Below are 24,225 nucleotides of genomic sequence, written 5' to 3' on the forward strand. Positions count from 1 at the left end.
GCTTGGTTGCGCCGATTATCGGTCATCGTGCATCCGACGTGAAGCGCCGCGTTGAAATGTGAGGGTTCGGGCCGGGAGTGGTTCGGGTTGAAGCGTGACATGATCGATGCCGTAGTCGGTGGCGAGCCCTGTCCGGATGCGCTCGAGCACGCCCGGCCAGTCGTCCATCCGGCGCAGCACGACATGTGCCGACAATGCCACGGTGTTCGAGTCGATCGACCACACATGCAGGTCGTGTACCGACACCACACCGTCGATGCTGGCCACGGACTGTCCGATGACCGGCAGTGAGAGTCCGTCCGGTACGCCCTCGAGCAGGGTATGGGTGGCGGATCGAAGCAGGCGCAAGGTCGCTGCCAGGATCAGGCCGCAGATCAGCATCGACAGCAGTGGATCGATCGGGTACCAATCGGTGAAATGGATGACCACGCCCGAGGCCAGCGCGGCGACCGAGCCGAGCAGGTCTCCGATAACATGCAGCAACGCGGCCCGGGTGTTGAGGTCGCTGTGGCCGCGTGAGATGATCCATGCGACCAGGACGTTCACCACCAGGCCGATCGCGGCGACCAGCATCACGGCCTCACCCCGCACGGGTTGCGGAGCGACCAGCCGCCCGATCGCATGCCAGACGATGATGCCGACCACGAGCAGCATCAGCAGGCCATTGACGAGGCCGGCCAGTGTTTCGACCCTGCGCAGCCCGTACGAATGGCGCCTGGAGACCGGGCGGCCCGACAGATGGGCGGCGAGCGCGGCGAGCGCGAGCGCGAAGCTGTCGGTCACCATGTGGCCGGCATCGGACAGCAATGCCAGCGAGCCCGACCACCAGCCGGCCAGCGCCTCGACACCGGCGAAGCTCAGGGTCAGCGCGAGTGCGAGCAGCAGGCGCGCCCTGGACGACGGCGGGCCGTGATGATGACCGGCGTGGTGCCCATGATCGTGGGTGTGTCGACCGGCTTCGCTCATCGGGTGTTCGGGCAGGCGGCCATCGACGTCATCTCGGGGTAACGGGTTTGCAGCAGCATTCGGTGCCGATACCGGCATTTTCGGAATAAGGTGATCAGTATGCGCATAATCAGCTGGAACATACAGTGGGGCCGAGGGGCGGACGGGTGCGTCGATCTGGCGCGTACGGTGGCGACCTTGAAGACCATGGGTGAGGCGGACGTGATCTGCCTGCAGGAGGTCGCGCAGAATGTGCAGGGATTGCCCGGCGGCGACTGCGAGGACGAGGTCGCGCTGCTCGCGGCAGCCTTTCCGGAGCATGAAGCGGTTTTTGCGGCAGGGGTCGATGTGCCTGCGTCGGCCGGCGGGCGGGCGCGATTCGGCAACATGGTGCTGTCGCGTGTGCCGGTCGAGCAGGTGTTTCGCCACTTGCTGCCGTTTCCGGCCGATGCGTCGGTACCCGGCATGCAGCGATCTTGCATCGAGGTGGTGGTGCGAAGACCCGGCGGGCCGCTGCGTGTGCTGACCACCCACCTGGAATACTACTCGTCACGTCAGCGGCGCGCGCAGATCGGCGCCCTGCGTGCGTTGCAGGAAGAGGTGTTCGGTCACGCCGGCCTTGCACCCGCGCCGACCAGGGAAGACAACCCGGTGTTCGCATTCCGCCCACGTCCTGTTTCCGCGGTGCTGTGCGGCGATTTCAACTGCGAGCCGGGCTCGTCCGATCACCAGGCCCTGGCGATGCCGCCGTTCACGTCCGGCGCGGGCTGGCGGGATGTCTGGCCGCTCGCCCATGCGCTCGAGCCCCATCATCCGACGGTCGGACTGCACGGGGCCGAGTGGCCGGATCGTGCCTATTGCTGCGACTTTTTCTGGGTGTCGGAAGATCTTGCGTACAAGGTGGTCGATGTCGTCGTGCAGGCCGACACCGCGGCGTCCGACCATCAGCCGATCATGCTGGAACTGCGCGACTGAGCGTGCGCGATCGGCCGGCTGCGTCAGGTCGGCGGCAGCGGTTCGACCAGGTCGCGGTAGGCGTGCCAGGTCGCATGGCCGATGATGGGCATCAGCACCACCAGGCCAAGATGAAAGGTCATGAAGCCGATCAGCGTCAGGCTGACGACCACCAGCGCCCACACGAACAAGGTGCCCGGATTGCGTAGCAGCGTGCCGACGCTGCCCAGCATCGACGTGATCGCGTCCTGGTTGCGGTCGAGCATCAGCGGGATGGAGACCACGCTGATCGAGAATGCGATGGTCGCGAACACGAAACCGACGCCGAAATAGACCAGCAGGAACTCGACGTTCTCGAGCTTGACGACCTGGGCCAGGAAGCCGGTCAGATTCGGCACCTCGGTCGTGTAGAACAGCGCGAAGATCACCAGCGACGCACGCGCCCAGACCAGGAACACGACCCCCAGCACGACCGCGAAGATCCCGATGTTGCCGGCGTTTCGCTTCCATACGGTGAGCGTCGGAGCGAGCGAACATTCGAGCCCATGCTCGCGTCGCCGGCTGAGCTCGTACAGGCCCATCGCGAGGAAGGGGCCCAGCAGCAGGAATCCCGAAGCCATCGCCATCGTGTATTCATACGCATGCTCGAACACGAAGGTGATCAGCAGGCCCATGGCTGCGAAACAGAAACCGTAGAACAGGCTCGGAATCGGGCATGAGATCAGATCCGAGACACCCCGTTTCAGCCACCGCAGCGGCGAACCGGCCGGTACGTCCCTGGGCTTGGGAAACGGCAGCCCTGCGTCCTCTTCGATCTTTACGTTGTTCGACTGCGACATCGATGTCTCTCTCCTGTCAGGGTTTTGGGGCCGTCTGCAGCGGTCGGCGTTGCGCGATCGCGGCCAGGTGAGCTGCCGGCCGTCCGCGTTGGGCTTATCGTTGTAGCAGAAAACTCCGTATTGCATCGGTCAATGCCTCCGGCGCTTCGGCCATCATCGCATGCCCCGAATCGTCGAGCATAATCATACGCGGTCCACCTGCGGCATTGGCAAGTGCCTGGCGCAGCGCCTGCGTGGCCCGCAGCGGCGTCATCTGGTCGCGTCCGCCGCAGATCATCGCGACCGGGGTACGGACCGAGGCGGCCGCCGTGAGCCCCCCGGCATATGCGTCGCACGCGGCCAGGTCGGTCGCGAGTACGCCTTCGCGCTGGCGTTCCATCAGCCGCTGATTCAGTCCGGTCAGCACCATGCCGGGCGACGGACTGCGTCCGAGCCTGTGTGTGGGCGAGTACGACCACTGATTGATCATCGCGTGGGCCACCGGGCGATCGTTTTGGGCGGCCTCCAGCAGTGCGGCAGCGACCGGCATCGGTGCGACGCTGCCGACCAGGATCAGGCGGCCGACACGATCCGGATGACGTGAAGCGGTGTGCAGCGCGATCAGCGAGCCCATGCTGTGCCCGACCAACGCCGCGTCGGCGACATCGAGATCGGCAAGCAGGCAGGCCAGCCAGTCGGCAAGGGCTTCGATGCTGTCCAGCGCGACGCCGCCCGACCGTCCGTGACCGGGAAGATCGGGCGCGAGGACGGAAAAACCATGATGGGCGAGGCTGCGGGCCTGGTGGTTCCACACGCTGTGGTCATGGCCCGCGCCATGAACCAGCACCGCCACCGGGGCGCCCGCGTCGAACGGGCGTCCGCCCGAGTACATATGGACCGGATGACCGGCGATCTCGCGCTCCATGGCGCTCATCCCTCCTTCTTCATCGCGCGCGAGACCGCCTGCAAGCCGCGATCCAGGTCTTCGAGCAGGTCGTCCGAATGCTCCAGACCGACCGAAAGCCTGACCGTACCTTCGCTGATTCCGGCCTGTGCGAGTGCTTCGGCGGTCATGCGGAAATGCGTGGTGCTGGCCGGATGAATGACAAGTGACTTGGCATCGCCAACGTTGGCGAGGTGGGAAAACACCTGCAAGGCCTCGATGAAGGTCCGGCCGGCCTCGCGTCCGCCCTTGAGCACGAAGGACATCACCGCGCCTGCACCCTGCGGCAACAGTCGCCTCGCGAGGGCATGGCCCGGATCGCCGGGAAGACCAGGATAGGCCACCCGCTCGACCAGCGGATGCGCGGCCAGATGTTCGGCGACCGCCTGCGCGTTGGCGACATGGGCGCGCATGCGCAAGGGCAGGGTTTCGATGCCCTGCAGGATCTGGAACGCGTTCATCGGCGACAGACAGGCGCCGAAGTCTCGCAAGCCTTCCCGCCGTGCCCTGAGCAGAAAGGCCGCGATCGGCGACTCCTCGGCGAAATCCATACCGTGGAATCCGTCGTAGGGTTCGGTCAGCGTCGGAAACAGTCCGGAGGCCTCCCAGTCGAAACAGCCGCCATCGACCAGCACACCACCGACCGCCACGCCATGGCCACCCAGAAATTTGGTCGCCGAGTGCATGACCAGGTCGGCGCCCAGGTCCAGGGGTCTCTGCAGGCAGGGCGTGACCAGCGTCGCATCGATCATCAGCGGCACGCGATGCGCATGGGCGATGTCCGCTACGACCGGAATGTCGAGCACGTCCAGCCCCGGATTGCCGATCGACTCGCCAAACAGCAGGCGGGTCTCGGGCCGGATCGCCGCTCGCCAGGCATCGGCATCGCAAGGATCGACGAAGGTGGTGGTGATGCCGAAGCGGGGCAGCGTATAGCTCAGCAGGTTGTGCGAGCCTCCGTACAGCGCATTGGCCGCGACGACATGTCCGCCGGCGCCCATTAGCGTGCAGATCGCCAGATGCAGCGCCGCCTGCCCGCTGGCGACCGAGATCGCGCCGACGCCCCCCTCCAGCGCGGCGACACGCTCTTCCAGCACCGCGTTGGTCGGGTTCGATATGCGCGAATAGACATGCCCGGGGCGTTCCAGATTGAACAGTGCGGCGGCCTGGTCCGCGTCGGGAAACACGTAGCTGGTGGTGAAGTAGATCGGTGTCGCGCGCGCGCCGAAGTCTGCGTCCGGGCTTTGTCCGGCGTGCAGGGCGAGCGTTTCGGGCTGGGGCGGATTGGGTCGGGTCATGGACGGGATCGGTGGGTGAGCGTGGTGCGATCAGGCGAGTTCGTCCGGCTCCAGCATGCGCTCGATGACGCAGATCTTGTCCTTGAGGGCGAGCTTGCGCTTCTTCAGGCGCCGGATCAGCAGCTCATCCCTGACCGGCACGGCCATCAACTGGTTGATCGCTGCGTCCAGATCGCGGTGCTCGTCGCGCAATTGCGTCAATCGCCGTTGCAGATCGGTATCGTTCTCGAATTGGTCACTCATCGATTGACCTGCGCCTGCATGGATGGATCGAGCTCCGGGGCCAGTGGGCCGCCGCGCTGAGTCGCTATGGTATGCGCCACTTCCCGGAATGACAACTTCGTTGCCACCGCGTGCGCGTGTGTCGCGCGGGTCTCGATGCAGCCCTGCGATCGGGCTTATCATGATCGGGGTCAGGATGGGGTATGAAGGGATGAACAAGGCATTCGTGAAGGAAAACGAGGACGAGGACGGCGAGGACGCGGAGAGCCCGACCGTGAGCCTGCCGCCCGGGTCCAGGAACTACATGACCCGACGTGGTTACGAGGTGCTGCGCCGCGAACTGGATCAGCTGGTGCGCATCGAACGCCCGAAGATGGTCGAGACGGTCGCGTGGGCGGCGGGTAATGGCGACCGGTCGGAGAACGGCGACTACATCTACGGCAAGAAGCGCCTGCGCGAGATCGACCGGCGGATCCGCTTTCTGATCAAGCGCATCGAGAGTGCGGACGTGGTCGATCCCGAGCGCCAGGCCGGGTTGGAGCAGGTCTTCTTCGGTGCGACCGTCACGATCGAAGATGTGGATGGCGGCGACGCCCAGACCTGGCAGATCGTCGGCGTGGACGAGGCCGATGCGACGCAGGGGCGGATCAGCTGGATCTCGCCGCTGGCGCGCGCGTTGATGAAGACGCGCGAGGGCGACGTGGTGCGTTTCATGAGCCCGGCCGGAATCCGCGAGATCGAGGTGGTCGAGGTGCGGTATTGCTGAGCGTTCGAGCGCGCAACGAAGGTCGGACTTGAAATTTCCGCTTTGCGTGCCCATATGTTGGCGGTCAATCAGCAAACGGAGTCGATACGATGACAAGCGCACAAGCCGCGACCGCACAGACACTCAACTTTCAGGCCGAGGTGAAGCAGCTGCTTCACCTGATGATTCATTCGCTGTACTCGAACCGCGAGATCTTCCTGCGCGAACTGGTCTCGAATGCGTCCGACGCCTGTGACAAGCTCAGATTCGAAGCCCTGGACGACAGTGCATTGTTCGAGGCCGACCCGGATCTTCGGATACGGATCGGCTTCGACGCGGACGCGAAGACGATCACGGTGTCGGACAACGGCATCGGCATGAGCCGTGACGAGGTCGTGACCCACCTCGGCACGATCGCGAAGTCCGGCACGCGGGAGTTCTTCGGCCAACTCACCGGTGACCAGCAGAAGGACGCGCACCTGATCGGCCAGTTCGGCGTCGGGTTCTACTCGGCCTTCATCGTCGCTGACAAGGTCACCGTGTTCACGCGCCGTGCCGGTCTGGCCGCCGCCGAGGGTGTGAAGTGGGAATGCGCGATGAGCGGCGACGCGGCCGGTGAATACACGGTGGAGCCGGTCGAACGGGCCGCCCGCGGCACCGAGATCGTCCTGCACCTGCGCGAAGGTCAGGATGACCTGTTGTCGGGCTGGAAACTGCGTAGCCTGATCCGCAAATACTCGGACCACATCGTCCAGCCCATCGTGATGAAGAAGGAGGAATGGGACAAGGACAAGGGCGAGCAGGTCGTCACGGACGAGGACGAAACCGTCAACCAGGCCAGCGCGCTGTGGGCACGCTCAAAGAACGATATCAGCGAGGACGAGTACAAGGCCTTCTACAAGCATGTCGGCCATGACTTCGACGAACCGCTGGCATGGACCCATTCGCGTGTGGAAGGGCGTCATGAGTACACCCAGTTGCTGTACCTGCCGGCGCATGCGCCGTTCGACCTGTGGGACCGCAATGCGCGACACGGCATCAAGCTGTACGTCAAGCGCGTGTTCATCATGGATGACGCCGAAAAGCTGATGCCGACCTATCTGCGCTTCATTCGCGGTGTCGTCGATTCGGCCGACCTGCCGCTCAACGTGTCGCGCGAGATCCTGCAGGAATCCAAGGACATCGATACGATCCGGGCAGGGTGCACCAAGAAAGTGCTGGGGCTGCTCGAGGATCTGGCCGAGAACGACAAGGACAAGTACGCGACCTTCTGGGGGGCGTTCGGCAAGGTGCTGAAGGAGGGTGTCGGCGAGGACTTCGCTAACAAGGACAAGATCGCCGGGCTGTGTCGGTTCGCCTCCACCCATGCGGACACGCCGGACGAGGTCGTGTCGCTGGCCGACTACATCTCGCGCATGAAGGAAGGTCAGGAGAAGATCTATTACGTCACGGCCGAGTCCTTCAACGCGGCCAAGAACAGCCCGCATCTCGAGATCTTCCGCAAGAAGGGCATCGAGGTGCTGCTACTGACAGACCGGGTCGACGAGTGGCTGATCGGCAATCTGACCGAGTTCGATGGCAAGCCGCTGCAGTCGGTCGCAAAGGGCGGCCTCGACCTGGGCAAACTCGAGGACGAGGCGGACAAGCAGGAAGCCGAGAAGGCGGCCGACGAGTTCAAGGACCTGCTCGACCGGATGAAGACCAGCCTCGGCGACAAGGTCAAGGACGTGCGGGTCAGCCACCGCCTGACGGACTCGCCTGCGTGCCTGGTCGCGGACGAACACGACCTGGGCATGAATCTGACCCGCATCCTGAAGGCCGCAGGTCAGCAGGCCCCGGATTCGAGGCCGATTCTCGAGATCAATCCGGCCCATCCGGCGGTGCAGAGACTTCGCACCGAAGAACAGAGCTTCGACGACTGGGCGGCGGTGCTGTTCGATCAGGCGCTGCTGGCCGAGGGCGGGGCGCTGGACGACCCGGCCACCTTCGTGAAGCGCATCAATCAGTTGATGCTCGCGATGAGCCGTTGACCGGTTCGATGTGATGCAACGCGTAGGGCGGCCACGGCCGCCCGATCGTCTGGCGAGTCGTATGCATCAGGGCGGCGGTTTCGGACCGACCGGACCCTGCTCCGGATCGCGATCGGCGGACGCGACCTCGTCATGCGTGCCGGCTGCGCCGGTGGAGCCGGTGGCAGTCGTTGGCGCACCGGGTGTCTCGGTCATCGGTGCCGCGTCGGTGCGGCGTTGGCGCTTGGCCTGCAACTCCTGTTGGACCTCGGCTTCGACCCGGCGCAGCGTGGGGTAGGCCAGCGCGTGGTAGAGCGGCACCGGCGACACCGAGCGCGAGAAGCCGTGTGCGATGACCGCGGTCGCCATCAGCGGCAACAGCATCTGGTGGTTGGCGGTCATTTCCATGACGATCACGAAGGACGTGATCGGGGCCTGGGTCATGCCGGCCAGAAACGCGACCATGCCCAGCGTCAGCATCGCGGCGGCCTGCTCCGGCGGCAGGAACAGCGCGATGTTCGCACCCATGCCCGCGCCTACCGCGAGCGATGGCGCAAACACGCCGCCGGGAATGCGGCTCAGGAACGCCAGCCATATCACTGCCATCTTGGCGAGCAGGAAATAGACCGGCAGTTGCGTCACGCCCTCGAGCGCCGCCTTGGTTTCGACGTAGCCGGTTCCGTAGGTGAGGCCGCCGCTCGCGAGTCCGATCAGGCCGGTTCCGAGTCCGCAGCCGGCGGCGAACATGATCGGCCGGGTCGAGGACCAATGCCCGAGCCTGCCCGGCAGCCCGCGTGACGATGCGATCAATCCGCGCGCGAACAGCCCGCCCAGTAGTCCGCCCGCGACCCCCCCGAACAGCACGGGCCAGATGCCTCCCGGCCAGCTTAGTGTGGCCGGGGTGCGCCCGAAGTAGGTATAGGTGCCCAGCACGCCGAGCGACATCAGGCCGGCGAAGATCACCGATGTGAGCGTCGTGCTGTTGGCCTGGAAGGCGCGATAGCGGCACATCTCCTCGATCGCGAACATGATGCCGCCCAACGGCGTGTTGAACGCGGCCGCCACGCCCGCGCCGCTGCCCGCGACGATCAGGTCGCGGCTCGACGCGATCCGGTTGCGGCGGCGCCCGGCGAGCAGGTGCATGATCGATGCGCCGATCTGCACCGAGGGTCCCTCGCGGCCGACCGAGCCGCCGGAAAGCAGCGCACCGAGGGTCAGGAACACCTTCGCGATCGCGATCTTGAACGACAGCAACTTGCGCCGGATGCGCCGGTCGTCGGTCATCGAGGCCGCGATCGCCTGCGGAATACCGCTGCCCTGCGTGGCCGGGACGAAGCGGCGCGCGATCCAGGTCATCAGCGCGAAACCGACCGGCGCGATCAGCAGCGTGAGCCATGGTGATGCCGAGATCATGCGCGCATGCGCCGCGATGGCCAGTTCCGCGCCGATCGCGAACAGGATCGCGATCAGGCCGGCGAGCAGTGCCGCTGCGACGAGCAGACCACGTCTGCGCCAGCGGTGCAGCGACAACCATGGCAGTGCATAGCGACGACCCCCCCGTCTGAAAAGACGAAAAGTCTCGGAGGGGGAGTCCTTGTCCTTGTCCATCAACAGGGCGCTCTGGTCGGGCCGTGGGTCGAAATGATTCGGAGCAGCGGGACTGGACCCCCTCCGCGTGCCGTCGTGGCGACCAGATGCGAAGTCCGCACGTGATCACGCGATGACGTTCGTGCACGCGCGCTACGCCTTCCGGTCATATTCCGATACGATACGTCATTAGCCGGTTCGTGTTAACGCGGACGCCGAATATTTCTTTTGGAGCAATATTTCATGTCGCGCAAGACCGCTTCCACGTCATCGGACCAGCCTGTGACGCCGGTCAAGGCATCGCCTTTGTCCGTTCTGCAGCGCTTTCGTGTACTGATGCGGACCGCGCAGCGACATTCACAGTGGATCGAGCGTCAGAGCGGCATCACCGGTGCCCAGTTGTGGGCCCTGCACGAACTGCTGGACAAGCCCGGTCTGAGGGTCGGAGAGCTCGCGAACCTGATGGCGCTGCACCAATCGACCGCTTCGAACATGATCGACAAGCTCGAGTCGACCGGTCTGGTGCGCAAGGAGCGTACGACCGTCGATCAGCGGGTGGTGCGGTTGTACCTGACCGACAGCGGGGCGGAGTTACTGGGTAACGCTCCGTCGCCGGCGCGCGGCGTACTGCCGGAGGCGTTGCGGCTGTTGCCGCCCGACGAGTTGGTGCGTCTGCAGATGGATCTGGATGCGCTGTTGCAGCAGATCAGGACGCTGGATGAGGGCTTCGGAATGCAGCCTTTGCCATTCACCGAATGAGGTGGTGGGCGTTCAGTACTTCCGGCTGAGCTGGGCGACCGCGCGTTCGAGTCCGGCGATCGTGGCCGGATGCATGCGGTCGCCGACGATCTGGCGAACCAGATCGATCGACTTGCGATAGGGCCACAGCCGCTCGGGTTCGGGATTGAGCCACACCGCCGAAGGCCAGGCGTCGAGCATGCGTCGCAGCCACGTGGCGCCGGGTTCCGGATTGAGGTGTTCGATCGAACCGTGCGGGTGCAGGAGCTCATACGGACTCATCGTCGCATCCCCGACCAGAATCAGCTTGTAATCGGGGCCGTACTTGTGCAGCAGGTCGGCGACGGCGATACGTTCCGCATGGCGACGGGTGGTGTCACGCCAGACCGACTCGTAGACGCAGTTGTGGAAGTAGAAATGCTCGAGATGCTTGAACTCGGTCTTGCAGGCCGAGAACAACTCCTCGCAAACCTTCACGTGATCGTCCATCGAGCCGCCGACATCGAGAAACAACAGCACTTTTACCGCATTGTGGCGTTCGGGTCGCATCAACAGATCGAGCCAGCCGGCATTGCGCGCGGTGGCGGCGATGGTGCCGTCCAGATCGAGTTCGTCTGCCGCGCCTTCGCGAGCGAAGCGGCGCAATCGACGCAACGCGATCTTGATATTACGGGTGCCCAGTTCGACCGAATCGTCCAGATTGCGATACTCGCGTCGCTCCCACACCTTGATTGCGGTGCGATTGCCAGCCGATTCGCCGCCCACGCGGATGCCCTCGGGGTGGTAGCCGCTGTTGCCGAACGGCGACGAACCACCGGTGCCTATCCATCTGGATCCACCCTGGTGCCGAGCCTTCTGCTCTTCGAGGCGCTTTTTGAACTCGTCCATCAGCCGATCCCAGCCGAGTTTCTCGAGCCGCGCCTTCTCTTCCGGTGTGAGGTGCTTTGCGGCCAGTGCGCGCAGCCAGTCCTCGGGCAACGCGACCTCCAGACCCGGCAGTTCGGTCACCTGGCCAAAGTATTCACCGAAGGCCTGGTCGAAGCGGTCGTACAGCGATTCGTCCTTGATCAGGCAGAGTCGCGCAAAATGATAGAAATCGTCGATCGATGGCCCGCACACATGGTCGCGCAGGCCTTCCAGCACGGTCAGGAACTCCCGGGTCGATACCGGAAGCTTGCGCGACTTGAGATGCAGGAAGAAGTCGATCAGCATGGTGCAGGGCCGATCAGCGGTGCTGGCGCGCCATCGCGAGCAGTCGTTCGTACAGATGCAGATCCTGCTCGTTCTTCAGCAACGCACCGGCCAGCGGCGGCATCACGGCCTTGTCGTCCTTGCTCCGCAGCGCTTCAGGCGGAATGTCCTCGGCGACCAGCAGCTTCAGCCAGTCGATCAGTTCCGACGTCGAAGGCTTCTTCTTCAGTCCGGGGACGTTGCGCAAACCGAAGAAGACCTCGAGCGCCTCACGCAGCAGGTTCTTGCGGATGTCCGGAAAGTGCACATCCACGATGCGCTGCATCGTGTCCTGGTCCGGAAACCGGATGTAGTGGAAGAAACATCTGCGCAGGAAGGCATCCGGCAGTTCCTTCTCGTTGTTCGAAGTGATGAACACGATCGGCCGGTGACGCGCACGGATGGTCTGACGCGTTTCATAGACATGGAATTCCATGCGGTCGAGTTCGCGCAGAAGGTCGTTCGGAAACTCGATGTCGGCCTTGTCGATCTCGTCGATCAGCACCACCGTCTGGCCCTCGGCCTCGAAGGCCTGCCACAGCACGCCGCGCAGGATGTAGTTGCCGATGTCGCGCACGCGGTCGTCGCCGAGTTGCGAGTCGCGCAGACGCGATACCGCATCGTACTCGTACAGGCCTTGCTGGGCCTTGGTCGTCGACTTGATGTGCCATTGCAGCAGGGGCAAGCCGAGTGCGCCGGCCACTTCCTCGGCAAGCATCGTCTTTCCCGTTCCGGGCTCGCCCTTGATCAGCAAAGGGCGCTGCAGGCTGATCGCGGCATTGACGGCGAGCATCAGATCCGGCGTCGCGACGTAATCTCTTGATCCCTCGAATCGCATGAAATCTCATCCTGATGGCAGACGCCTCATTATAAAGGTGTGTATGGTCCTGCGGCGATCGATGCGGCGCCGCTTCCGGCCGGCGATTGCGCGAGATTGTTTGATTATTGTTTGCATTGAGTCGACCTGCCGACGTAGAATTTTTTCGCAGTTTCAGAACGTAAGCAGAATTCGAACAGAGGAGACCCTATGCAGGGACGACATATATTGCTTGCGGTGGGCATGGCCCTGTCGTCGGCAACGGCGCTGGGGGTCGAGGGCGATCCGGAGCGGGCACAGGAGTACCTGTCGATGTGCATCGGCTGCCATGGTATTCCGGGTTACCGGACCTCGTTTCCGCAGGTGTATCCGGTGCCGATGCTCGGCGGCCAGCATGCCGCCTACATCGTCAAGTCACTGCAGGCCTATCGTGACGGAATCCGCAGCCATCCCAGCATGCAGGCGATCGCACAAAGTCTCACCGACCAGCAGATGGCCGACCTCGCGGTGTATTACGCGGGTCAGAAAGGAGGGCAGTGACGATGCGACCCATCCTGTTGTCACTGGCGCTGGCCACGGCCTGCGTGTTCTCGAGTCCGTCGGCGCTTGCCGGCAAGCCGGAGCGCGGCCAGGAAAAGTCGGTGGTCTGTGCCGCCTGTCACGGTCCGACCGGAACCAGTCCGGTGCCCGATTTCCCGAATATCGGCGGGCAGCATGAAAAGTATCTTTATCGTGCCTTGCTCGACTACAAGCTCGGCAACCGACAGGATCCGATCATGGCGGGCCAGGTGGCCGAGTTGTCCACACAGGACATGCGCGATCTGGCGGCCTACTTCGCTCGCCAGGAAGGTCTTTATCTGAAACGCTGAGTCCGACGGAACAGATTCGCACCGGACATGCCCGGGACCTTCCAGGTGCCCGGGCCTTTTTTCGAATTTGGCACTTGCTCAGGGGGGGCTGACCCGGACGCCGCGTCAGGCACCCGACACCGGTGTGGATCGCTCAGGCGCGAAAGGGTGCAGGACAATCAAGCGCCTGACACACCGCCCGCAGGAGTTCCGCCTCGGTGGCGGTCACGCGGCCGTCATGGGTCACCGCCGTCGCGGCCGCCTCCACGAGCTTTTTGCGGAATGCCGGCCTGGCGCCGGCAAGATGTGCGAGGATTCGGTCCAGATCCTCGATCGAGATGCGTCGGTCAGCGCGGTCCGCGCGCCAGGGGCCGTCCAGCGGTGCGATCCGGGTCGCCGCCTCGAACGCAGCCGTGCTCTGCGCGATGTCGCGCGCACCCGCACGCGCCAGCAGGGCCAGCAGGGTTTCCGTGTCCGCCTTGAGTGTCTTCAGCGATACGGTCTTGACCGCATCCTGGCCCGATCGCTGAAGTGTCGAATGCAGCAGTCGGCGCAGCACGTATTCGAACACCGAGGTCCTGCTATCGGCCTCGATGAGCTTGTCCACGGTGCCGACCACCTGATTTCGCGCTTCGTCGGACAATTCGCCCAGCGTCGGGATGGCCAGGTCGAGCAGGGGCAATCTGACCCTCGCGTCCTGCTGCTGCACCCATCGGGAGAGTGCCTGCGCCTGCTCACGCATGTCCGGCCCGAAGCCCGCTTCGATGTCGCGGACCTGGCGCGCGCTCACGTCGGGGTCTGTGGACAGCAGCAGCGCGAAGACCAGTGCTCGTGCTCCGCCGGCCTGGTGCGCGGCGTCGGTGATCTGCGGCGGCACGGCCGACAGCAGTGCCTGCGTCTGCGTCACGTGTTCCGGCAGGACCGTGCCGATCGATGCGGCGAAACCGGCCGGAGAGAACGCCGGCGAACCGGGCTGCACTGGCGTTTCCGAGGCGCCACCGATACCGGCTGCGGCCGGGTGGGCGGCCCCATGCGTGGCTGCGGCCGCATGGGTCTGTGCAGCCGGATCAAAGCTGGGATCGAGTCGCCTGATCCGCTCCTGTATCGGAGGATGGGTCGCCATCAGGCGCGAGAAGTTCGCACTGCTGCCGAAGAACATGTGGCTCGCTTCCTCGGCGCGCGGATGATGAACCTCGGAGCCTATTCCGGCGATCTTCTTCAGCGCTCCGGCGATCCCTGCCGGGTTGCGCGTGTACTGGACGGCTGCGGCATCGGCTAGATATTCCCGCTGACGCGATACTCCGGCCTTGATCAGTTTGCCGAACAGCACGCCGATGTAGCCGACCAGCACCAGCGCGAGCCCACCGATGATGAACGGTGCGCCGCCGCGGTCCGACCGGCGCGCGCTGTGCATCATCACGCGGCCAGCCAGCGTGAGCAGCAGGATGCCGTGCAGCACGCCGATCAACCTGAGGTTGAGCCGCATGTCACCGTTGAGGATATGACTGAACTCGTGTGCGATCACGCCCTGGAGTTCGTCGCGATTCAGGCGTTCCAGCGTGCCGCGTGTCACCGCGACCACCCCCTCGGTGACACGCGATCCGGCGGCGAACGCGTTGATGCCCTGCTCGGCATCGAGCACGTACACCGGCGGGGCGGGAATGCCCGACGCAATCGCTATTTCGTCGACGACGTTCACCAGCCGGCGCTCGAGCGGGTCGCCGGTGGCGCGCGAGATCAACCGCCCGCCGAGTTCCTCGGCGATCGCCGGCCCTCCATTGCGCGACAGCGCAATGATCTTGAAGACGGACCCGAGCAGGATCAGTGCGCCGACCGCCATCGCGGTCATCGCGAAGAGTTCCGGATCCCACAGGCGCAGCGGACCGGCTGCGCTCGCACCGACCCCGTACTGTGACGCATACTCGGTGGCCGAACCCAGCCCTATTGCCGCGGCAAGCGCGACATAGACCGTCACGATGATACCGACCACTGCGAGCACGAACCACAGCACGAGCAGCCGGCTGCTCCGACGTGCATGGTCCTGGGCGGAGAAGAAATCCATGTCGACGTCTCGCCGGTCAGGACGTGAAGCTCACCTTCACCGGTGCGCGTGCGGTGACATCGTCCATCTGCCACTGTTCGGCATGCTTGAAGCCGAAGTTGTTGGCGATGATGGCATCCGGGAAGGATTCGCGCTTGATGTTGTAGTGCGTGACCGCATCGTTGTACGCCTGGCGCGAGAATGCGATGCGGTTCTCGGTGCTGGCCAGTTCCTCCTGCAGCAGCGCCATGTTCTGGTTGGCCTTCAAGTCGGGGTAGGCCTCGGCCAGTGCGAAGAAGCGGGTCAGCATGCCGCCCAGCGCAGCTTCGGCGCCCATCAGATCCCGCATGGCAGCCGGATCGGATGGGTCGACTTCGGCCCGTTTGGCGGCCGCTTGCGCCGCATTGCGCGCGTTGATGACCGCTTCCAGCGTTTCGCGTTCATGCTGCATGTAGCCCTTGGCGGTCTCGACCAGATTCGGGATCAGGTCGTAGCGTCGCTGCAATTGCACGTCGATCTGCGAGAACGCGTTCTTGACCCGGTTGCGCAAGGCCACCAGGCCGTTGTAGATGAGGACGACCCAGGCAATCAGGGCGACGACGATGGCGATGACGATCCAGGTGCTCATGGCGTGCTTCTCCGGCTGGTTTGGGGTAGATGACGCATGCTAACCCGAGAGCGTGACGATTGGATACGGCAACGCGGTTGCGACGGGACGGGGCGACGGCTCACCGATGCGCCAATGTGTGTGTTCAGTCGTTCGTTGCCTTGCGCATCACGCACTCGACATAGGCGGCGCCGTCGGGTGGCGTACGGTTGCGCTGGGCATTGAAGATCGTCTCGCCCAGGCAGTCCAGCACCAGGTGCAGCGCATCGTGGCGATTACCGCAGCGCATCTGGCAATGTGCAAACGCGGCGCGCAGTCCGGGCGGCTGATCGATCGACAGTTGTTCCTCGATCGCCAGGTGAAGCGACAGGTGCAGGAACGGGTTCACCTGACCGTCCTCGGGCCGGAAGTCGCGCGCGATCGCATCCGGATCCTGGAACAGGACCTGATACTCCGAATGCATTTCGATCAACCTCGCCGCGATCTGTTCGAGCGGTGTCAGCGTGTCGGTGGCGAGATGCTTTGTCCATGCCTCGATGAAGAAGAGGCGGGCCTGGTCACGGGATGGGTCGAACATGTTTCAGCCTGTCTTGTCCTTGAAATCGCACAGATCCCGCACGCTGCACTCGGCACATCGAGGCTTGCGTGCGGTGCATACATACCGGCCATGCAGGATCAGCCAGTGGTGGGCGTCCTTCAGGTAGTCTTTCGGGACCCGTCGCATCAACGCGTGCTCCACCGCGACGACATCCTTTCCCGGCGCGAGACCGGTGCGATTGGCGAGCCGGAAGATATGCGTATCCACCGCCATCACCGGGTCGCCGAACACGGTGTTCAGGACGACGTTCGCGGTCTTTCGGCCGACGCCGGGAAGGGCCTCCAGCGCGGCGCGATCATGTGGGACTTCGCCGCCATGGTGTTCGAGCAGCCGGTGTGAGAGCGCGACCGTGTTGCGTGCCTTGTTGCGATAGAGCCCGATGCTGCGGATCAGCTCGGCCACACCGCCCTCACCCAGCGAAACCATCGTCTCCGGGGTCGGCGCCTGCGCGAACAGGCGCCGGGTCGCGATATTCACGCTCCGGTCGGTCGCCTGGGCCGACAGCACCACGGCGACCAGCAACTGAAAGGGTGAGGCGTACTCCAGTTCGGTGGTCGGCGTCGGGTTGGCAGCGGCCAGCCGGCGAAAGAATTCACGGATTGCGTCGCGCTTCATCGGCGTGTTTCAGGCGTCATGCCAGCAGGGGCACGGCGTCCGATTCGATGCACCACGATCGTCCATCGTAGGCGGCCTCATCCCGCGGAGACGGGTCGAGCGTCCTCGGCAGTGGTTTCGATGGTCGGTCGGGCATGCGCGCGCGCCGCCGCGCGTGCGTTTATCCAGTTGAACAGCGCGATCAGGCAACCCAGCGCAAAAAAGGCGCCCGGCGGAAGGATCGCGATCAGGAAATCCGGATAGCCGTCGCCGAACACCTCGATCGGTGACAGCGACGGAAACACCATCTCGATGCCTGAGAACAGCGTGCCACGGCCGATCAGCTCGCGCACGCCGCCCAGCACCGCGAGCACCCAGACCAGCCCGAGACCCATCAACACGCCGTCCAGTGTCGAGGACAGCGGATCGTTCTTCGCGGCATAGGCCTCGACCCGGGCCAGCACGATGCAGTTGGTCACGATCAGCGGGATGAAGATGCCCAGCACCAGATAGAGCTCGTGCAGCCACGCGTTGAAGCTGAGGTCGACAATCGTCACCAGCGAGGCGATCACCAGAATGAACACCGGAATCCGGATTTCGTAAGGGATGAAGTTGCGCAGCGAAGCGATCGCGAGATTGGCGACCGCCATGACCAGAATCGTCGCCAGGCCGAGGCTGACCGCGTTGACCATGCTGGTGCTGATCGCGAGGATCGGACACAGTCCGAGCAACTGCACCAGTCCCGGATTCTGCTTCCACAGGCCGTTGAAGGCGCTTTCGCGAAAATGCTGGAGATTCATTGCTGGACTCCCGTCAGTACAGTGCCGGTCCTGGCGTCGAACAGCGCGTCGCGATGGCGCATTGCGAACGCCGCCGCCCGACCGGTCGCCGCGGTGACCGCACGGGCGCTGATGGTGGCGCCGATCCGGTATTCGAACACGCCGCCGTCCCGTCGCACGTGCCAGCGATCGGCACCAACCTCCTCGAAGGACACCCCGGTGAACTGTTCGATCCACGGCCGGGGGCTGCGCTTGTCCTTGCGCGGATCGATGTAATCACCCAGGCCGGGGGTCTCGGCATGTCCGGTTGCACGTACGCCGCTGATGCGTCCGTCGGCCTGGATACCGACTGCGAGCATGATCCGGCCGGCATAGCCGTCAGGCGCGACTGCCTCCAGGATCAAGGCCGCAGCTTCGCCGTCCTGGCGGGCACGATAGACCCTGCCACCCTCGTCCAGTCCGAGTTCGGCGGTCGGACCGAGTTCGACGAAATCCTCCAGCAGTGCGTTGTTGTAGCTCCCCGGTGGCAGGATCTCGTTGATCAGCCGCATGCGCTCGGCAAACTGGGACGCCTCGATCGCCGGCCGGGTGACGCGATGGGTGACGGTCATCAGCGACGTGAACAGCAGCGTGAAGATCACCATGATGCCGGCGGTCCGGATCGACGTCCGCGCCGCGGTGTAGCGGGTCATGGCGTCTTCCTCGAACGCTGGCCGAAGACCGGTGGCTGGGTCTTCATGTCGATCAACGGCACGCACATGTTCATCAGCAGTACTGCGAACGCGATGCCTTCCGGAAAGGCGCCGAAGGCACGGATCAGATAGGCGAGGATGCCGACACCGGCGGCGAAGATCAGCTTCCCACGGGGCGTGGTCGCGCCCGAAACCGGATCGGTGACGATGAAGAAGGCGGCCAGCATCGCGCCGCCGCTGGCCAGATGGAACAGCGGCGATGCGAACTGTGCCGGATGCGCGAGCCAGAATCCGCCCGAGATGCAGACCAGCGCGGCGATGAAGGCGACCGGCATGTGCCAGGTGATGACCCCGCGCAGCATCAGGAACACGCCGCCGAGCACGTAGCCGGCCGCGATCCATTCGTAGCCGCGTCCGCCGAGCGCACCGAAACTGGCCTGGTCGAGCACGGTGTCGACGGACCCCACCCCGGTGCGCAGACCGGTTCTCAGCGCATCCAGCGCGGTGGCGGCGGTCACCGCATCGATATCGCGCGCGCCGCCGAAGATCAGGTGCAGTTGCGTCTGGAAATCCAGTCCACCCGCCGGCGGCCACTGTGACATCAGGGACGGGTAGGCGATGATCATCGCGCAGTAGGCGACCATCGCCGGGTTGAACGGGTTCTGGCCGAGGCCGCCATACAAATGCTTGACCGCAACGATGGCGACGGTGATCCCGAGGACGGTCAGCCACCACGGCACGATCGGTGAGAAGCACAGCACGACCAGCCATGCGGTGACGACCGCAGACAGATCGGTCACTGCGATCAGCACCGGGCGGCGACGTAGACGCAGCACCAGGGCTTCGGCGGCGATCGCGACGATCGTGGCGAGCGCCAGATTGACGAGAATGCCGGCGCCGACCTGCCACACATACATCGCGATGCCCGGTAGCAGCGCGATCAGCACGTTCAGCATCACCCGCTGCACACTTGTCGGTTTGCGGATATAAGGGGAATGAATCATTGCGATTCGACCCCGTCGGCCTTGTTCGCGAGCGCCCGGCGCCGTGCGTCGATCTCCGCGATCTCTGCGGCCGCATCCGGCGGCAGATCGGTCGTATTGCGGGCCTCGACCGCGGCTTTCTGCTGCCTGGCACGTTCGAGTGCAGCGGCGATCAGGGCTTTCTTCGGGTCGTCCTCGGCGGGTTTCGCGACCGCCGGCTCCACGCCTTCGCTGCCCTTCGCCAGCCTGGCCTTGGTTTCGGCGGCCTTGGCGGCCAGTCGTGCGGCCTTCTCCGATTTTTCTCGTTCGATTCGGTAGTTCCGGAACTCGAACCGATCACGTGCCTGGCTTGCCGCCGTGCTTTCGCGCTCACGCGCCCAGATCTCGGTCTTCGCGAAACGGTAGTAGTCGACGAGCGGAATGTGGGATGGGCACACGAAGGCGCAGCAGCCGCATTCGATGCAATCGAACAGGTGGTACTCCTGCGCCTTGCCGAAGTTGTGCGAGCGCGAGAACCAGTACAGTTCGAACGGCTGCAGGTCGGCCGGACAAGCCCGCGCGCACTCGCCGCAACGAATGCACGGCATCTCTGCCGGGGGGCTGGGAAAGAGCGCTTCGGATGCGGCGATGATGCAGTTGCTGCCCTTGACCACCGGCACTGACAGGTCCGGCAGCGCAAAGCCCATCATCGGTCCGCCCAGCAGGTAGCGGTTCGTGTCGGGCCCGGGCTGCATCAGCGGCAGCAGCCGTTCGATCGGCGTTCCGATCAGGACCTCGAAATTGCCGGGCGAATCGGCATTGCCGGTCAGCGTGACCACGCGGGAGACGAGCGGCTCGCCGAAGCGGATCGCGCGATGCACCGCGTGCGCGGTTCCGACGTTGAAGCACTGGACGCCGTACTCGCCGCCGAGCTTGCCATGCGGAATCTCGATGCCGGTCAGTACGCGGATCAGTTGCTTCTCCCCGCCGGCCGGATAAAGCGTCGGTACGGCCACGACCTCGATCGCTGCTGAGAGTCTCGCGGCCGCTTCGCGCATCGCGGTGATCGCGGCCTGCTTGTTGTCCTCGATGCCGACGAGAATGCGCCTGGCGCCGATCAACTCGAGCAGGAGGATCGCGCCGTCCAGGATTTCGGCCGCGCGTTCGCGCATGAGCCGGTCGTCGCAGGTGATCCACGGCTCGCATTCGGCGCCGTTCAGGACCAGCGTTTCGATGCCCGTCCCGTTCCCGAGCTTGACATGGCTCGGGAAGGCGGCACCGCCCATGCCGACGATGCCCGAATCGCGCAGGAAGTTCAGCGTGCTCTGGCGGTCCGAGTGGAGATGGTCGAAACGGTGCAGTTCGATCCAGCGGTCCGCGCCGTCCGGGTCGATGACGACGCAGCGTGTGTTCAGTCCGGATGGATGCGCCATCGGATGATCGGCGATCTCGACCACGGTACCGGAAGTCGGGGCGTGGATCGCAGTGCCGAGCGCACCCTCGGCTTCGCCGATGCGCTCGCCCTTGAGCACCTTCTGGCCAGGCTCGACGATGCAGCGGGAGATCGCGCGCGCGTTCTGTCGCAACGGCACGACCAGGCGCGGGGCGATCGGCGCGCTGCGGATCGGCGCTTCGGCCGATTCTGCCTTGTGGTGCGGGGGTTTGACGCCGCCATGGAAACTGAAAAGACGCGCGGTCATGCCGCTTCCTTGATCTCGATCACCGGGTACTTCCATTTCCAGGTTTCCACCGTCTCGCGCACCGGCTCCATCGTGATGCAATCCACCGGGCACGGTGCGATGCACAGCTCGCAACCGGTGCACAGCGGCTCGACGACCGTATGCATCTGCTTGGCGGCGCCGACGATCGCATCCACTGGGCAGGCCTGGATGCACAGCGTGCAACCGATGCAGGTCTGTTCGTCGATCACTGCGATCGCCTTCGGCTTCTCGACGCCGTGCTCCTCTGACAGCGGCTTGAACTCGCGACCGAGCAGGTCGGCAAGATGACGGATGCCTTCCTCGCCGCCGGGCGGGCACTGATTGATGTCCGCTTCGCCGTTGGCGATCGCCTGCGCGTAAGGTTTGCAGCCCGGATAGCCGCACTGTCCGCACTGCGTCTGAGGCAGGATGGCGTCGATCTTCTCGACCAGCGGGTCGCCCTCGACCTTGAAACGGATCGACGCGTAGCCCAGCGCCGCACCGAGCACCAGCGCGATGCCGGCCATGACCAGCAGTGCGGTCAGCATGGGCTCGTCCGCCCCCGGAGTGGAGGCGAATCTACAGGTCCGGATGCACTGAACCGTAGAGTCATCACCGCATATGCCTTTGTCAGGACCATGCATCCTCTCCTACTGGAACCGGTCCAACCCGGCAAAACCCATGAATGCGAGACTCATGAAGCCGGCGGTGATCATCGCGATCGCGGTGCCCCTGAATGGTATCGGCACGTCGGCACCGTCCAGACGCTCGCGAATGCCGGCAAAAAGCACGAGGGCCAGCGTGAAACCGACCGAGGAGCCGAAACCGAACAGCAGGGATTCGAGGAGGTTGTGCGCGTAGCCCACATTGAGCAGCGGCACGCCCAGCACCGCACAGTTGGTGGTGATCAGCGGCAGATAGATGCCGAGTACCTGATGCAGCAACGGACTGGTCTTCTCGATGACCAGTTCGGTGACCTGAACGATGCCGGCGATGACGACGATGAACGACAGCGTGCGCAGGTAGGTGAGGTCGTTGGGCGCGAGCAGGTAATGATCGATCAGGTAGCTCGTGCCTGCGCCCAGTGTGAGCACGAAAGTGGTCGCCACGCCCATCCCGATCGCGGTTTCCAGCTTCTTCGATACCCCCATGAACGGGCACAGCCCGAGCATGCGGACGAGGACCACGTTGTTGACGAGTACGGCGCCGATGACAACGAATATGTAGCTGGTCATGATAGGGTTCAGGGTGTAAGCGTGGAATTATCCCTCGCAGAGCCAGGGCACTCAACCCTGATTCCTTCAGGGTTCCGCATCGTACGCCGCGTTCAGCCGTTTGCAGGCTCGCGTCCGGTCGTTGCCCGCACGCATTCGGACACCAGTTCCGGTCCGCGATAGATCAGCCCGCTGTAGAGCTGGATCAAGCTCGCGCCGGCGTCGAGCTTTGCCGCTGCGTCGTCACCGCCGAGTACGCCGCCCGCAGCGATCACGGGCAGTTCGCCCGCCAGCGCGTGGCTCAGTTCGCGCACGACCGCAGTCGAGGGCTCGAACAGCGGCGCTCCGGACAACCCGCCCTGTTGCTCGGCAAAGCGCGCGCCTGCGATCCGGTCGCGCGCCACCGTCGTGTTGGTTGCGATCACACCGTCGATCCGGTGCCGGCGCAGTGCATCCGCGATGTTCATGATCTGCGCCGAGTCGAGATCCGGCGCGATCTTCAGCGTGATCGGCACGTAGCGGCCATGCGTGTCGGCCAGCGCCTGCTGCCGGTGCTTGAGTCGACCGAGCAGGTCGTCGAGCTCCGATTCGCCCTGCAACTGGCGCAGGTTCTGCGTGTTGGGTGACGAGATGTTGACGGTCACATAGCTCGCCAGCGGATAAACCTTGTCCAGGCAGGCGAGGTAGTCGTCGGCCGCCCGCTCGATCGGGGTGTCGAAGTTCTTGCCGATATTGATGCCGAGTACCCCGCGGAATCGGGCAGCGCGGACATTGGCGAGCAGTGCGTCCACGCCATGGTTGTTGAAGCCCATGCGGTTGATGATGCCGCGAACCTCGGGCAGGCGGAACATTCTGGGACGCGGGTTGCCAGGTTGGGCGCGTGGCGTGACGGTGCCGACCTCGAGGAAGCCGAAGCCCAGCCGTGCGAGCCCGTCGATCGCCTCGCCGTTCTTGTCCAGCCCCGCAGCGAGACCGATCCGGTTCGGAAAGCGCAGACCCATCACCTCGACCGGTTGTGCGGCGATCGATCGACCAGACGGCAGGAAGCGGCCCGCTACGTGCAGTGCGGCGATCGTGAATTCGTGAGCGGTTTCGGGGTCGAGCGAGAAGAGCAGCGGACGAACGAGTGGATAGAGCATGAATGACGCTGGGTTCAGGGTTCGATGACCCGCCATTGTCCCTCGATTCGCCCTTCGAGTGGCCTGAATCTCACCTTGTAGGCCATCTTCCCGCTCTGTTCGATCCAGTAGCCGAGATACAGATAGGGCAGGCGCAGGCGGCGACAGACCTCGATCTGCCATAGCACGCCATAGGTCCCATAGCTCGCACCCGCAACGTCGGGGTCGTAGAAGGTGTACACGCTGGACAGTCCGTCTACGAGTCGGTCGATCACGCTGACCATGCGCAATGCGCCGTCCTCGCGGAATTCGACCAACCGCGTGTCGACATGGCTCTGAAGCAGGAAATGGGTGTATTGCTCGCGATTGTCCTGGTCCATTCCGCCGCCGGCATGACGGGACGCCTGATAGCGCTGATACAGCGCGTAGTGCTCTTCGGAGAACTTCAGCGGATGTTCGCTGGCACTCAGGTTGGCGTGCTTCCTCGCAGCGCGGCGCTGGCTGCGATCGAGTTGCGAGTGATCTACCGGAATCCTGACCGGCACGCAGGCCTGGCAGTTGTCGCAATAGGGGCGGTACGTGAACACGCCGCTTCGACGAAACCCGTTACGCACAAGTTCGCTGTAGATCGGCGTGTCGATCAGATGTCCTGGTGTCGCCACCTGCGAGCGCGCCACATGGTCACTCAGATATGAACAGGCATACGGGGCGGTCGCATAGAACTGGATCAGCGCGTAAGGGTAGTCGTTCTGCATGGCTCGCGGTC

General features: G+C 64.4%; 26 protein-coding genes. 6 read left to right on the forward strand and 20 right to left on the reverse strand.

Annotated features, from left to right (window positions below; all coding sequences use genetic code 11):
• Window positions 1-15: 15 nt before the first annotated feature.
• Complete coding sequence (locus ACKVEX_RS04010; protein ID WP_473214402.1) at window positions 16-966, reverse strand: cation diffusion facilitator family transporter; 951 nt, start codon at window positions 964-966, stop codon at window positions 16-18.
• 99 nt (window positions 967-1,065) lie between these two features.
• Here ACKVEX_RS04010 and ACKVEX_RS04015 point away from each other — a divergent pair, with 99 nt between their 5' ends.
• Window positions 1,066-1,920 carry an endonuclease/exonuclease/phosphatase family protein gene (locus ACKVEX_RS04015; RefSeq protein ID WP_473214403.1) on the forward strand — a complete coding sequence of 285 codons (855 nt, stop codon included), beginning with the start codon at window positions 1,066-1,068 and terminating at the stop codon, window positions 1,918-1,920.
• Window positions 1,921-1,943: 23 nt separating this feature from the next.
• On the opposite strand, the gene ACKVEX_RS04020 is transcribed toward ACKVEX_RS04015, so the two are convergent.
• The 4 genes from ACKVEX_RS04020 to ACKVEX_RS04035 all read right to left on the reverse strand — a co-directional run bounded on the left by ACKVEX_RS04020 (window position 1,944) and on the right by ACKVEX_RS04035 (window position 5,201).
• Window positions 1,944-2,738, reverse strand: a complete 795-nt coding sequence (locus ACKVEX_RS04020; protein WP_473214404.1) for a DUF2189 domain-containing protein — start codon at window positions 2,736-2,738, stop codon at window positions 1,944-1,946.
• Between the two features lie 94 nt (window positions 2,739-2,832).
• Window positions 2,833-3,651 (reverse strand): alpha/beta fold hydrolase, encoded by an 819-nt coding sequence (locus ACKVEX_RS04025; RefSeq protein WP_473214405.1) that lies wholly within the window; start codon window positions 3,649-3,651, stop codon window positions 2,833-2,835.
• Window positions 3,648-4,958: an O-acetylhomoserine aminocarboxypropyltransferase gene (locus ACKVEX_RS04030; protein WP_473214406.1), complete on the reverse strand. Its 1,311-nt coding sequence runs from the start codon at window positions 4,956-4,958 to the stop codon at window positions 3,648-3,650. Before ACKVEX_RS04030 ends, ACKVEX_RS04025 begins: the two co-directional genes overlap by 4 nt.
• 30 nt (window positions 4,959-4,988) lie before the next feature.
• Window positions 4,989-5,201: a YdcH family protein gene (locus ACKVEX_RS04035; protein WP_473214407.1), complete on the reverse strand. Its 213-nt coding sequence runs from the start codon at window positions 5,199-5,201 to the stop codon at window positions 4,989-4,991.
• 190 nt (window positions 5,202-5,391) lie between these two features.
• Between ACKVEX_RS04035 and greB the strand changes: the two genes are divergently transcribed.
• Together greB and htpG are read left to right on the forward strand one after the other, a co-directional pair.
• A complete protein-coding gene (greB, locus tag ACKVEX_RS04040; RefSeq protein WP_473214408.1) occupies window positions 5,392-5,946 on the forward strand; it encodes a transcription elongation factor GreB in 555 nt (184 codons plus the stop codon).
• An 89-nt stretch (window positions 5,947-6,035) separates the two neighbouring features.
• Entirely contained in the window at window positions 6,036-7,955 is a 1,920-nt protein-coding gene (htpG, locus tag ACKVEX_RS04045; protein ID WP_473214409.1) for a molecular chaperone HtpG, read from the forward strand.
• 66 nt (window positions 7,956-8,021) lie between these two features.
• Here htpG and ACKVEX_RS04050 read toward each other — a convergent pair whose 3' ends face one another.
• Entirely contained in the window at window positions 8,022-9,542 is a 1,521-nt protein-coding gene (locus tag ACKVEX_RS04050; protein ID WP_473214410.1) for a chloride channel protein, read from the reverse strand.
• Between the two features lie 222 nt (window positions 9,543-9,764).
• On the opposite strand from ACKVEX_RS04050, the gene ACKVEX_RS04055 reads away from it, so the two are divergent.
• A complete protein-coding gene (locus tag ACKVEX_RS04055; RefSeq protein ID WP_473214411.1) occupies window positions 9,765-10,280 on the forward strand; it encodes a MarR family winged helix-turn-helix transcriptional regulator in 516 nt (171 codons plus the stop codon).
• A 12-nt stretch (window positions 10,281-10,292) separates the two neighbouring features.
• Here ACKVEX_RS04055 and ACKVEX_RS04060 read toward each other — a convergent pair whose 3' ends face one another.
• Both ACKVEX_RS04060 and ACKVEX_RS04065 read right to left on the reverse strand, forming a co-directional pair.
• The gene (locus ACKVEX_RS04060) at window positions 10,293-11,471 is read right to left on the reverse strand and encodes a vWA domain-containing protein (RefSeq protein WP_473214412.1); all 1,179 of its coding nucleotides are present in this window, start codon (window positions 11,469-11,471) and stop codon (window positions 10,293-10,295) included.
• A 13-nt stretch (window positions 11,472-11,484) separates the two neighbouring features.
• Entirely contained in the window at window positions 11,485-12,327 is an 843-nt protein-coding gene (locus ACKVEX_RS04065) for an AAA family ATPase (RefSeq protein WP_473214413.1), read from the reverse strand.
• 189 nt (window positions 12,328-12,516) lie between these two features.
• Between ACKVEX_RS04065 and ACKVEX_RS04070 the strand changes: the two genes are divergently transcribed.
• Both ACKVEX_RS04070 and ACKVEX_RS04075 read left to right on the forward strand, forming a co-directional pair.
• Window positions 12,517-12,846 (forward strand): c-type cytochrome, encoded by a 330-nt coding sequence (locus ACKVEX_RS04070; protein WP_473214414.1) that lies wholly within the window; start codon window positions 12,517-12,519, stop codon window positions 12,844-12,846.
• 2 nt (window positions 12,847-12,848) lie between these two features.
• A complete protein-coding gene (locus ACKVEX_RS04075; RefSeq protein WP_473214415.1) occupies window positions 12,849-13,175 on the forward strand; it encodes a c-type cytochrome in 327 nt (108 codons plus the stop codon).
• 133 nt (window positions 13,176-13,308) lie between these two features.
• On the opposite strand, the gene ACKVEX_RS04080 is transcribed toward ACKVEX_RS04075, so the two are convergent.
• The 12 genes from ACKVEX_RS04080 to ACKVEX_RS04135 form a co-directional block, all read right to left on the reverse strand.
• Window positions 13,309-15,216, reverse strand: coding sequence for a M48 family metallopeptidase (locus tag ACKVEX_RS04080; protein ID WP_473214416.1), 1,908 nt, complete (start codon window positions 15,214-15,216; stop codon window positions 13,309-13,311).
• Window positions 15,217-15,232: 16 nt separating this feature from the next.
• Window positions 15,233-15,823: a LemA family protein gene (locus tag ACKVEX_RS04085; protein ID WP_473214417.1), complete on the reverse strand. Its 591-nt coding sequence runs from the start codon at window positions 15,821-15,823 to the stop codon at window positions 15,233-15,235.
• Window positions 15,824-15,947: 124 nt separating this feature from the next.
• Complete coding sequence (locus ACKVEX_RS04090) at window positions 15,948-16,379, reverse strand: DUF1841 family protein (protein WP_473214418.1); 432 nt, start codon at window positions 16,377-16,379, stop codon at window positions 15,948-15,950.
• A gap of 3 nt (window positions 16,380-16,382) precedes the next feature.
• Window positions 16,383-17,015, reverse strand: a complete 633-nt coding sequence (gene nth, locus ACKVEX_RS04095; protein WP_473214419.1) for an endonuclease III — start codon at window positions 17,013-17,015, stop codon at window positions 16,383-16,385.
• 77 nt (window positions 17,016-17,092) lie between these two features.
• On the reverse strand, window positions 17,093-17,794 hold the full coding sequence (locus tag ACKVEX_RS04100) for an electron transport complex subunit E (RefSeq protein WP_473214420.1): 702 nt from the start codon (window positions 17,792-17,794) through the stop codon (window positions 17,093-17,095).
• Window positions 17,791-18,465 carry an RnfABCDGE type electron transport complex subunit G gene (locus ACKVEX_RS04105; protein WP_473214421.1) on the reverse strand — a complete coding sequence of 225 codons (675 nt, stop codon included), beginning with the start codon at window positions 18,463-18,465 and terminating at the stop codon, window positions 17,791-17,793. The genes ACKVEX_RS04100 and ACKVEX_RS04105 overlap by 4 nt, the downstream gene beginning before the upstream one ends.
• Entirely contained in the window at window positions 18,462-19,469 is a 1,008-nt protein-coding gene (locus ACKVEX_RS04110) for an RnfABCDGE type electron transport complex subunit D (protein ID WP_473214422.1), read from the reverse strand. Before ACKVEX_RS04110 ends, ACKVEX_RS04105 begins: the two co-directional genes overlap by 4 nt.
• Entirely contained in the window at window positions 19,466-21,127 is a 1,662-nt protein-coding gene (gene rsxC / locus ACKVEX_RS04115; RefSeq protein WP_473214423.1) for an electron transport complex subunit RsxC, read from the reverse strand. The genes ACKVEX_RS04110 and rsxC overlap by 4 nt, the downstream gene beginning before the upstream one ends.
• On the reverse strand, window positions 21,124-21,675 hold the full coding sequence (rsxB, locus tag ACKVEX_RS04120) for an electron transport complex subunit RsxB (RefSeq protein WP_473214424.1): 552 nt from the start codon (window positions 21,673-21,675) through the stop codon (window positions 21,124-21,126). Before rsxB ends, rsxC begins: the two co-directional genes overlap by 4 nt.
• A gap of 102 nt (window positions 21,676-21,777) precedes the next feature.
• Complete coding sequence (rsxA, locus tag ACKVEX_RS04125; protein WP_473214425.1) at window positions 21,778-22,362, reverse strand: electron transport complex subunit RsxA; 585 nt, start codon at window positions 22,360-22,362, stop codon at window positions 21,778-21,780.
• 92 nt (window positions 22,363-22,454) lie between these two features.
• Complete coding sequence (locus ACKVEX_RS04130; protein WP_473214426.1) at window positions 22,455-23,480, reverse strand: quinone-dependent dihydroorotate dehydrogenase; 1,026 nt, start codon at window positions 23,478-23,480, stop codon at window positions 22,455-22,457.
• Window positions 23,481-23,494: 14 nt separating this feature from the next.
• Window positions 23,495-24,214, reverse strand: coding sequence for an arginyltransferase (locus tag ACKVEX_RS04135; RefSeq protein ID WP_473214427.1), 720 nt, complete (start codon window positions 24,212-24,214; stop codon window positions 23,495-23,497).
• Window positions 24,215-24,225 lie beyond the last annotated feature (11 nt).

Source organism: Denitraticella aggregata (assembly GCF_048158365.1).
Classification (GTDB): Bacteria; Pseudomonadota; Gammaproteobacteria; order Burkholderiales; family Rhodocyclaceae; genus Azoarcus_F.

Coding starts and splice junctions, on each gene's coding strand:
- ACKVEX_RS04010 (WP_473214402.1), bottom strand. CDS start 966: ATGAGCGAAGCCGGTCGACACACCCACGATCATGGGCACCACGCCGGT.
- ACKVEX_RS04015 (WP_473214403.1), top strand. CDS start 1,066: ATGCGCATAATCAGCTGGAACATACAGTGGGGCCGAGGGGCGGACGGG.
- ACKVEX_RS04020 (WP_473214404.1), bottom strand. CDS start 2,738: ATGTCGCAGTCGAACAACGTAAAGATCGAAGAGGACGCAGGGCTGCCG.
- ACKVEX_RS04025 (WP_473214405.1), bottom strand. CDS start 3,651: ATGAGCGCCATGGAGCGCGAGATCGCCGGTCATCCGGTCCATATGTAC.
- ACKVEX_RS04030 (WP_473214406.1), bottom strand. CDS start 4,958: ATGACCCGACCCAATCCGCCCCAGCCCGAAACGCTCGCCCTGCACGCC.
- ACKVEX_RS04035 (WP_473214407.1), bottom strand. CDS start 5,201: ATGAGTGACCAATTCGAGAACGATACCGATCTGCAACGGCGATTGACG.
- greB (WP_473214408.1), top strand. CDS start 5,392: ATGAACAAGGCATTCGTGAAGGAAAACGAGGACGAGGACGGCGAGGAC.
- htpG (WP_473214409.1), top strand. CDS start 6,036: ATGACAAGCGCACAAGCCGCGACCGCACAGACACTCAACTTTCAGGCC.
- ACKVEX_RS04050 (WP_473214410.1), bottom strand. CDS start 9,542: ATGGACAAGGACAAGGACTCCCCCTCCGAGACTTTTCGTCTTTTCAGA.
- ACKVEX_RS04055 (WP_473214411.1), top strand. CDS start 9,765: ATGTCGCGCAAGACCGCTTCCACGTCATCGGACCAGCCTGTGACGCCG.
- ACKVEX_RS04060 (WP_473214412.1), bottom strand. CDS start 11,471: ATGCTGATCGACTTCTTCCTGCATCTCAAGTCGCGCAAGCTTCCGGTA.
- ACKVEX_RS04065 (WP_473214413.1), bottom strand. CDS start 12,327: ATGCGATTCGAGGGATCAAGAGATTACGTCGCGACGCCGGATCTGATG.
- ACKVEX_RS04070 (WP_473214414.1), top strand. CDS start 12,517: ATGCAGGGACGACATATATTGCTTGCGGTGGGCATGGCCCTGTCGTCG.
- ACKVEX_RS04075 (WP_473214415.1), top strand. CDS start 12,849: ATGCGACCCATCCTGTTGTCACTGGCGCTGGCCACGGCCTGCGTGTTC.
- ACKVEX_RS04080 (WP_473214416.1), bottom strand. CDS start 15,216: ATGGATTTCTTCTCCGCCCAGGACCATGCACGTCGGAGCAGCCGGCTG.
- ACKVEX_RS04085 (WP_473214417.1), bottom strand. CDS start 15,823: ATGAGCACCTGGATCGTCATCGCCATCGTCGTCGCCCTGATTGCCTGG.
- ACKVEX_RS04090 (WP_473214418.1), bottom strand. CDS start 16,379: ATGTTCGACCCATCCCGTGACCAGGCCCGCCTCTTCTTCATCGAGGCA.
- nth (WP_473214419.1), bottom strand. CDS start 17,015: ATGAAGCGCGACGCAATCCGTGAATTCTTTCGCCGGCTGGCCGCTGCC.
- ACKVEX_RS04100 (WP_473214420.1), bottom strand. CDS start 17,794: ATGAATCTCCAGCATTTTCGCGAAAGCGCCTTCAACGGCCTGTGGAAG.
- ACKVEX_RS04105 (WP_473214421.1), bottom strand. CDS start 18,465: ATGACCCGCTACACCGCGGCGCGGACGTCGATCCGGACCGCCGGCATC.
- ACKVEX_RS04110 (WP_473214422.1), bottom strand. CDS start 19,469: ATGATTCATTCCCCTTATATCCGCAAACCGACAAGTGTGCAGCGGGTG.
- rsxC (WP_473214423.1), bottom strand. CDS start 21,127: ATGACCGCGCGTCTTTTCAGTTTCCATGGCGGCGTCAAACCCCCGCAC.
- rsxB (WP_473214424.1), bottom strand. CDS start 21,675: ATGCTGACCGCACTGCTGGTCATGGCCGGCATCGCGCTGGTGCTCGGT.
- rsxA (WP_473214425.1), bottom strand. CDS start 22,362: ATGACCAGCTACATATTCGTTGTCATCGGCGCCGTACTCGTCAACAAC.
- ACKVEX_RS04130 (WP_473214426.1), bottom strand. CDS start 23,480: ATGCTCTATCCACTCGTTCGTCCGCTGCTCTTCTCGCTCGACCCCGAA.
- ACKVEX_RS04135 (WP_473214427.1), bottom strand. CDS start 24,214: ATGCAGAACGACTACCCTTACGCGCTGATCCAGTTCTATGCGACCGCC.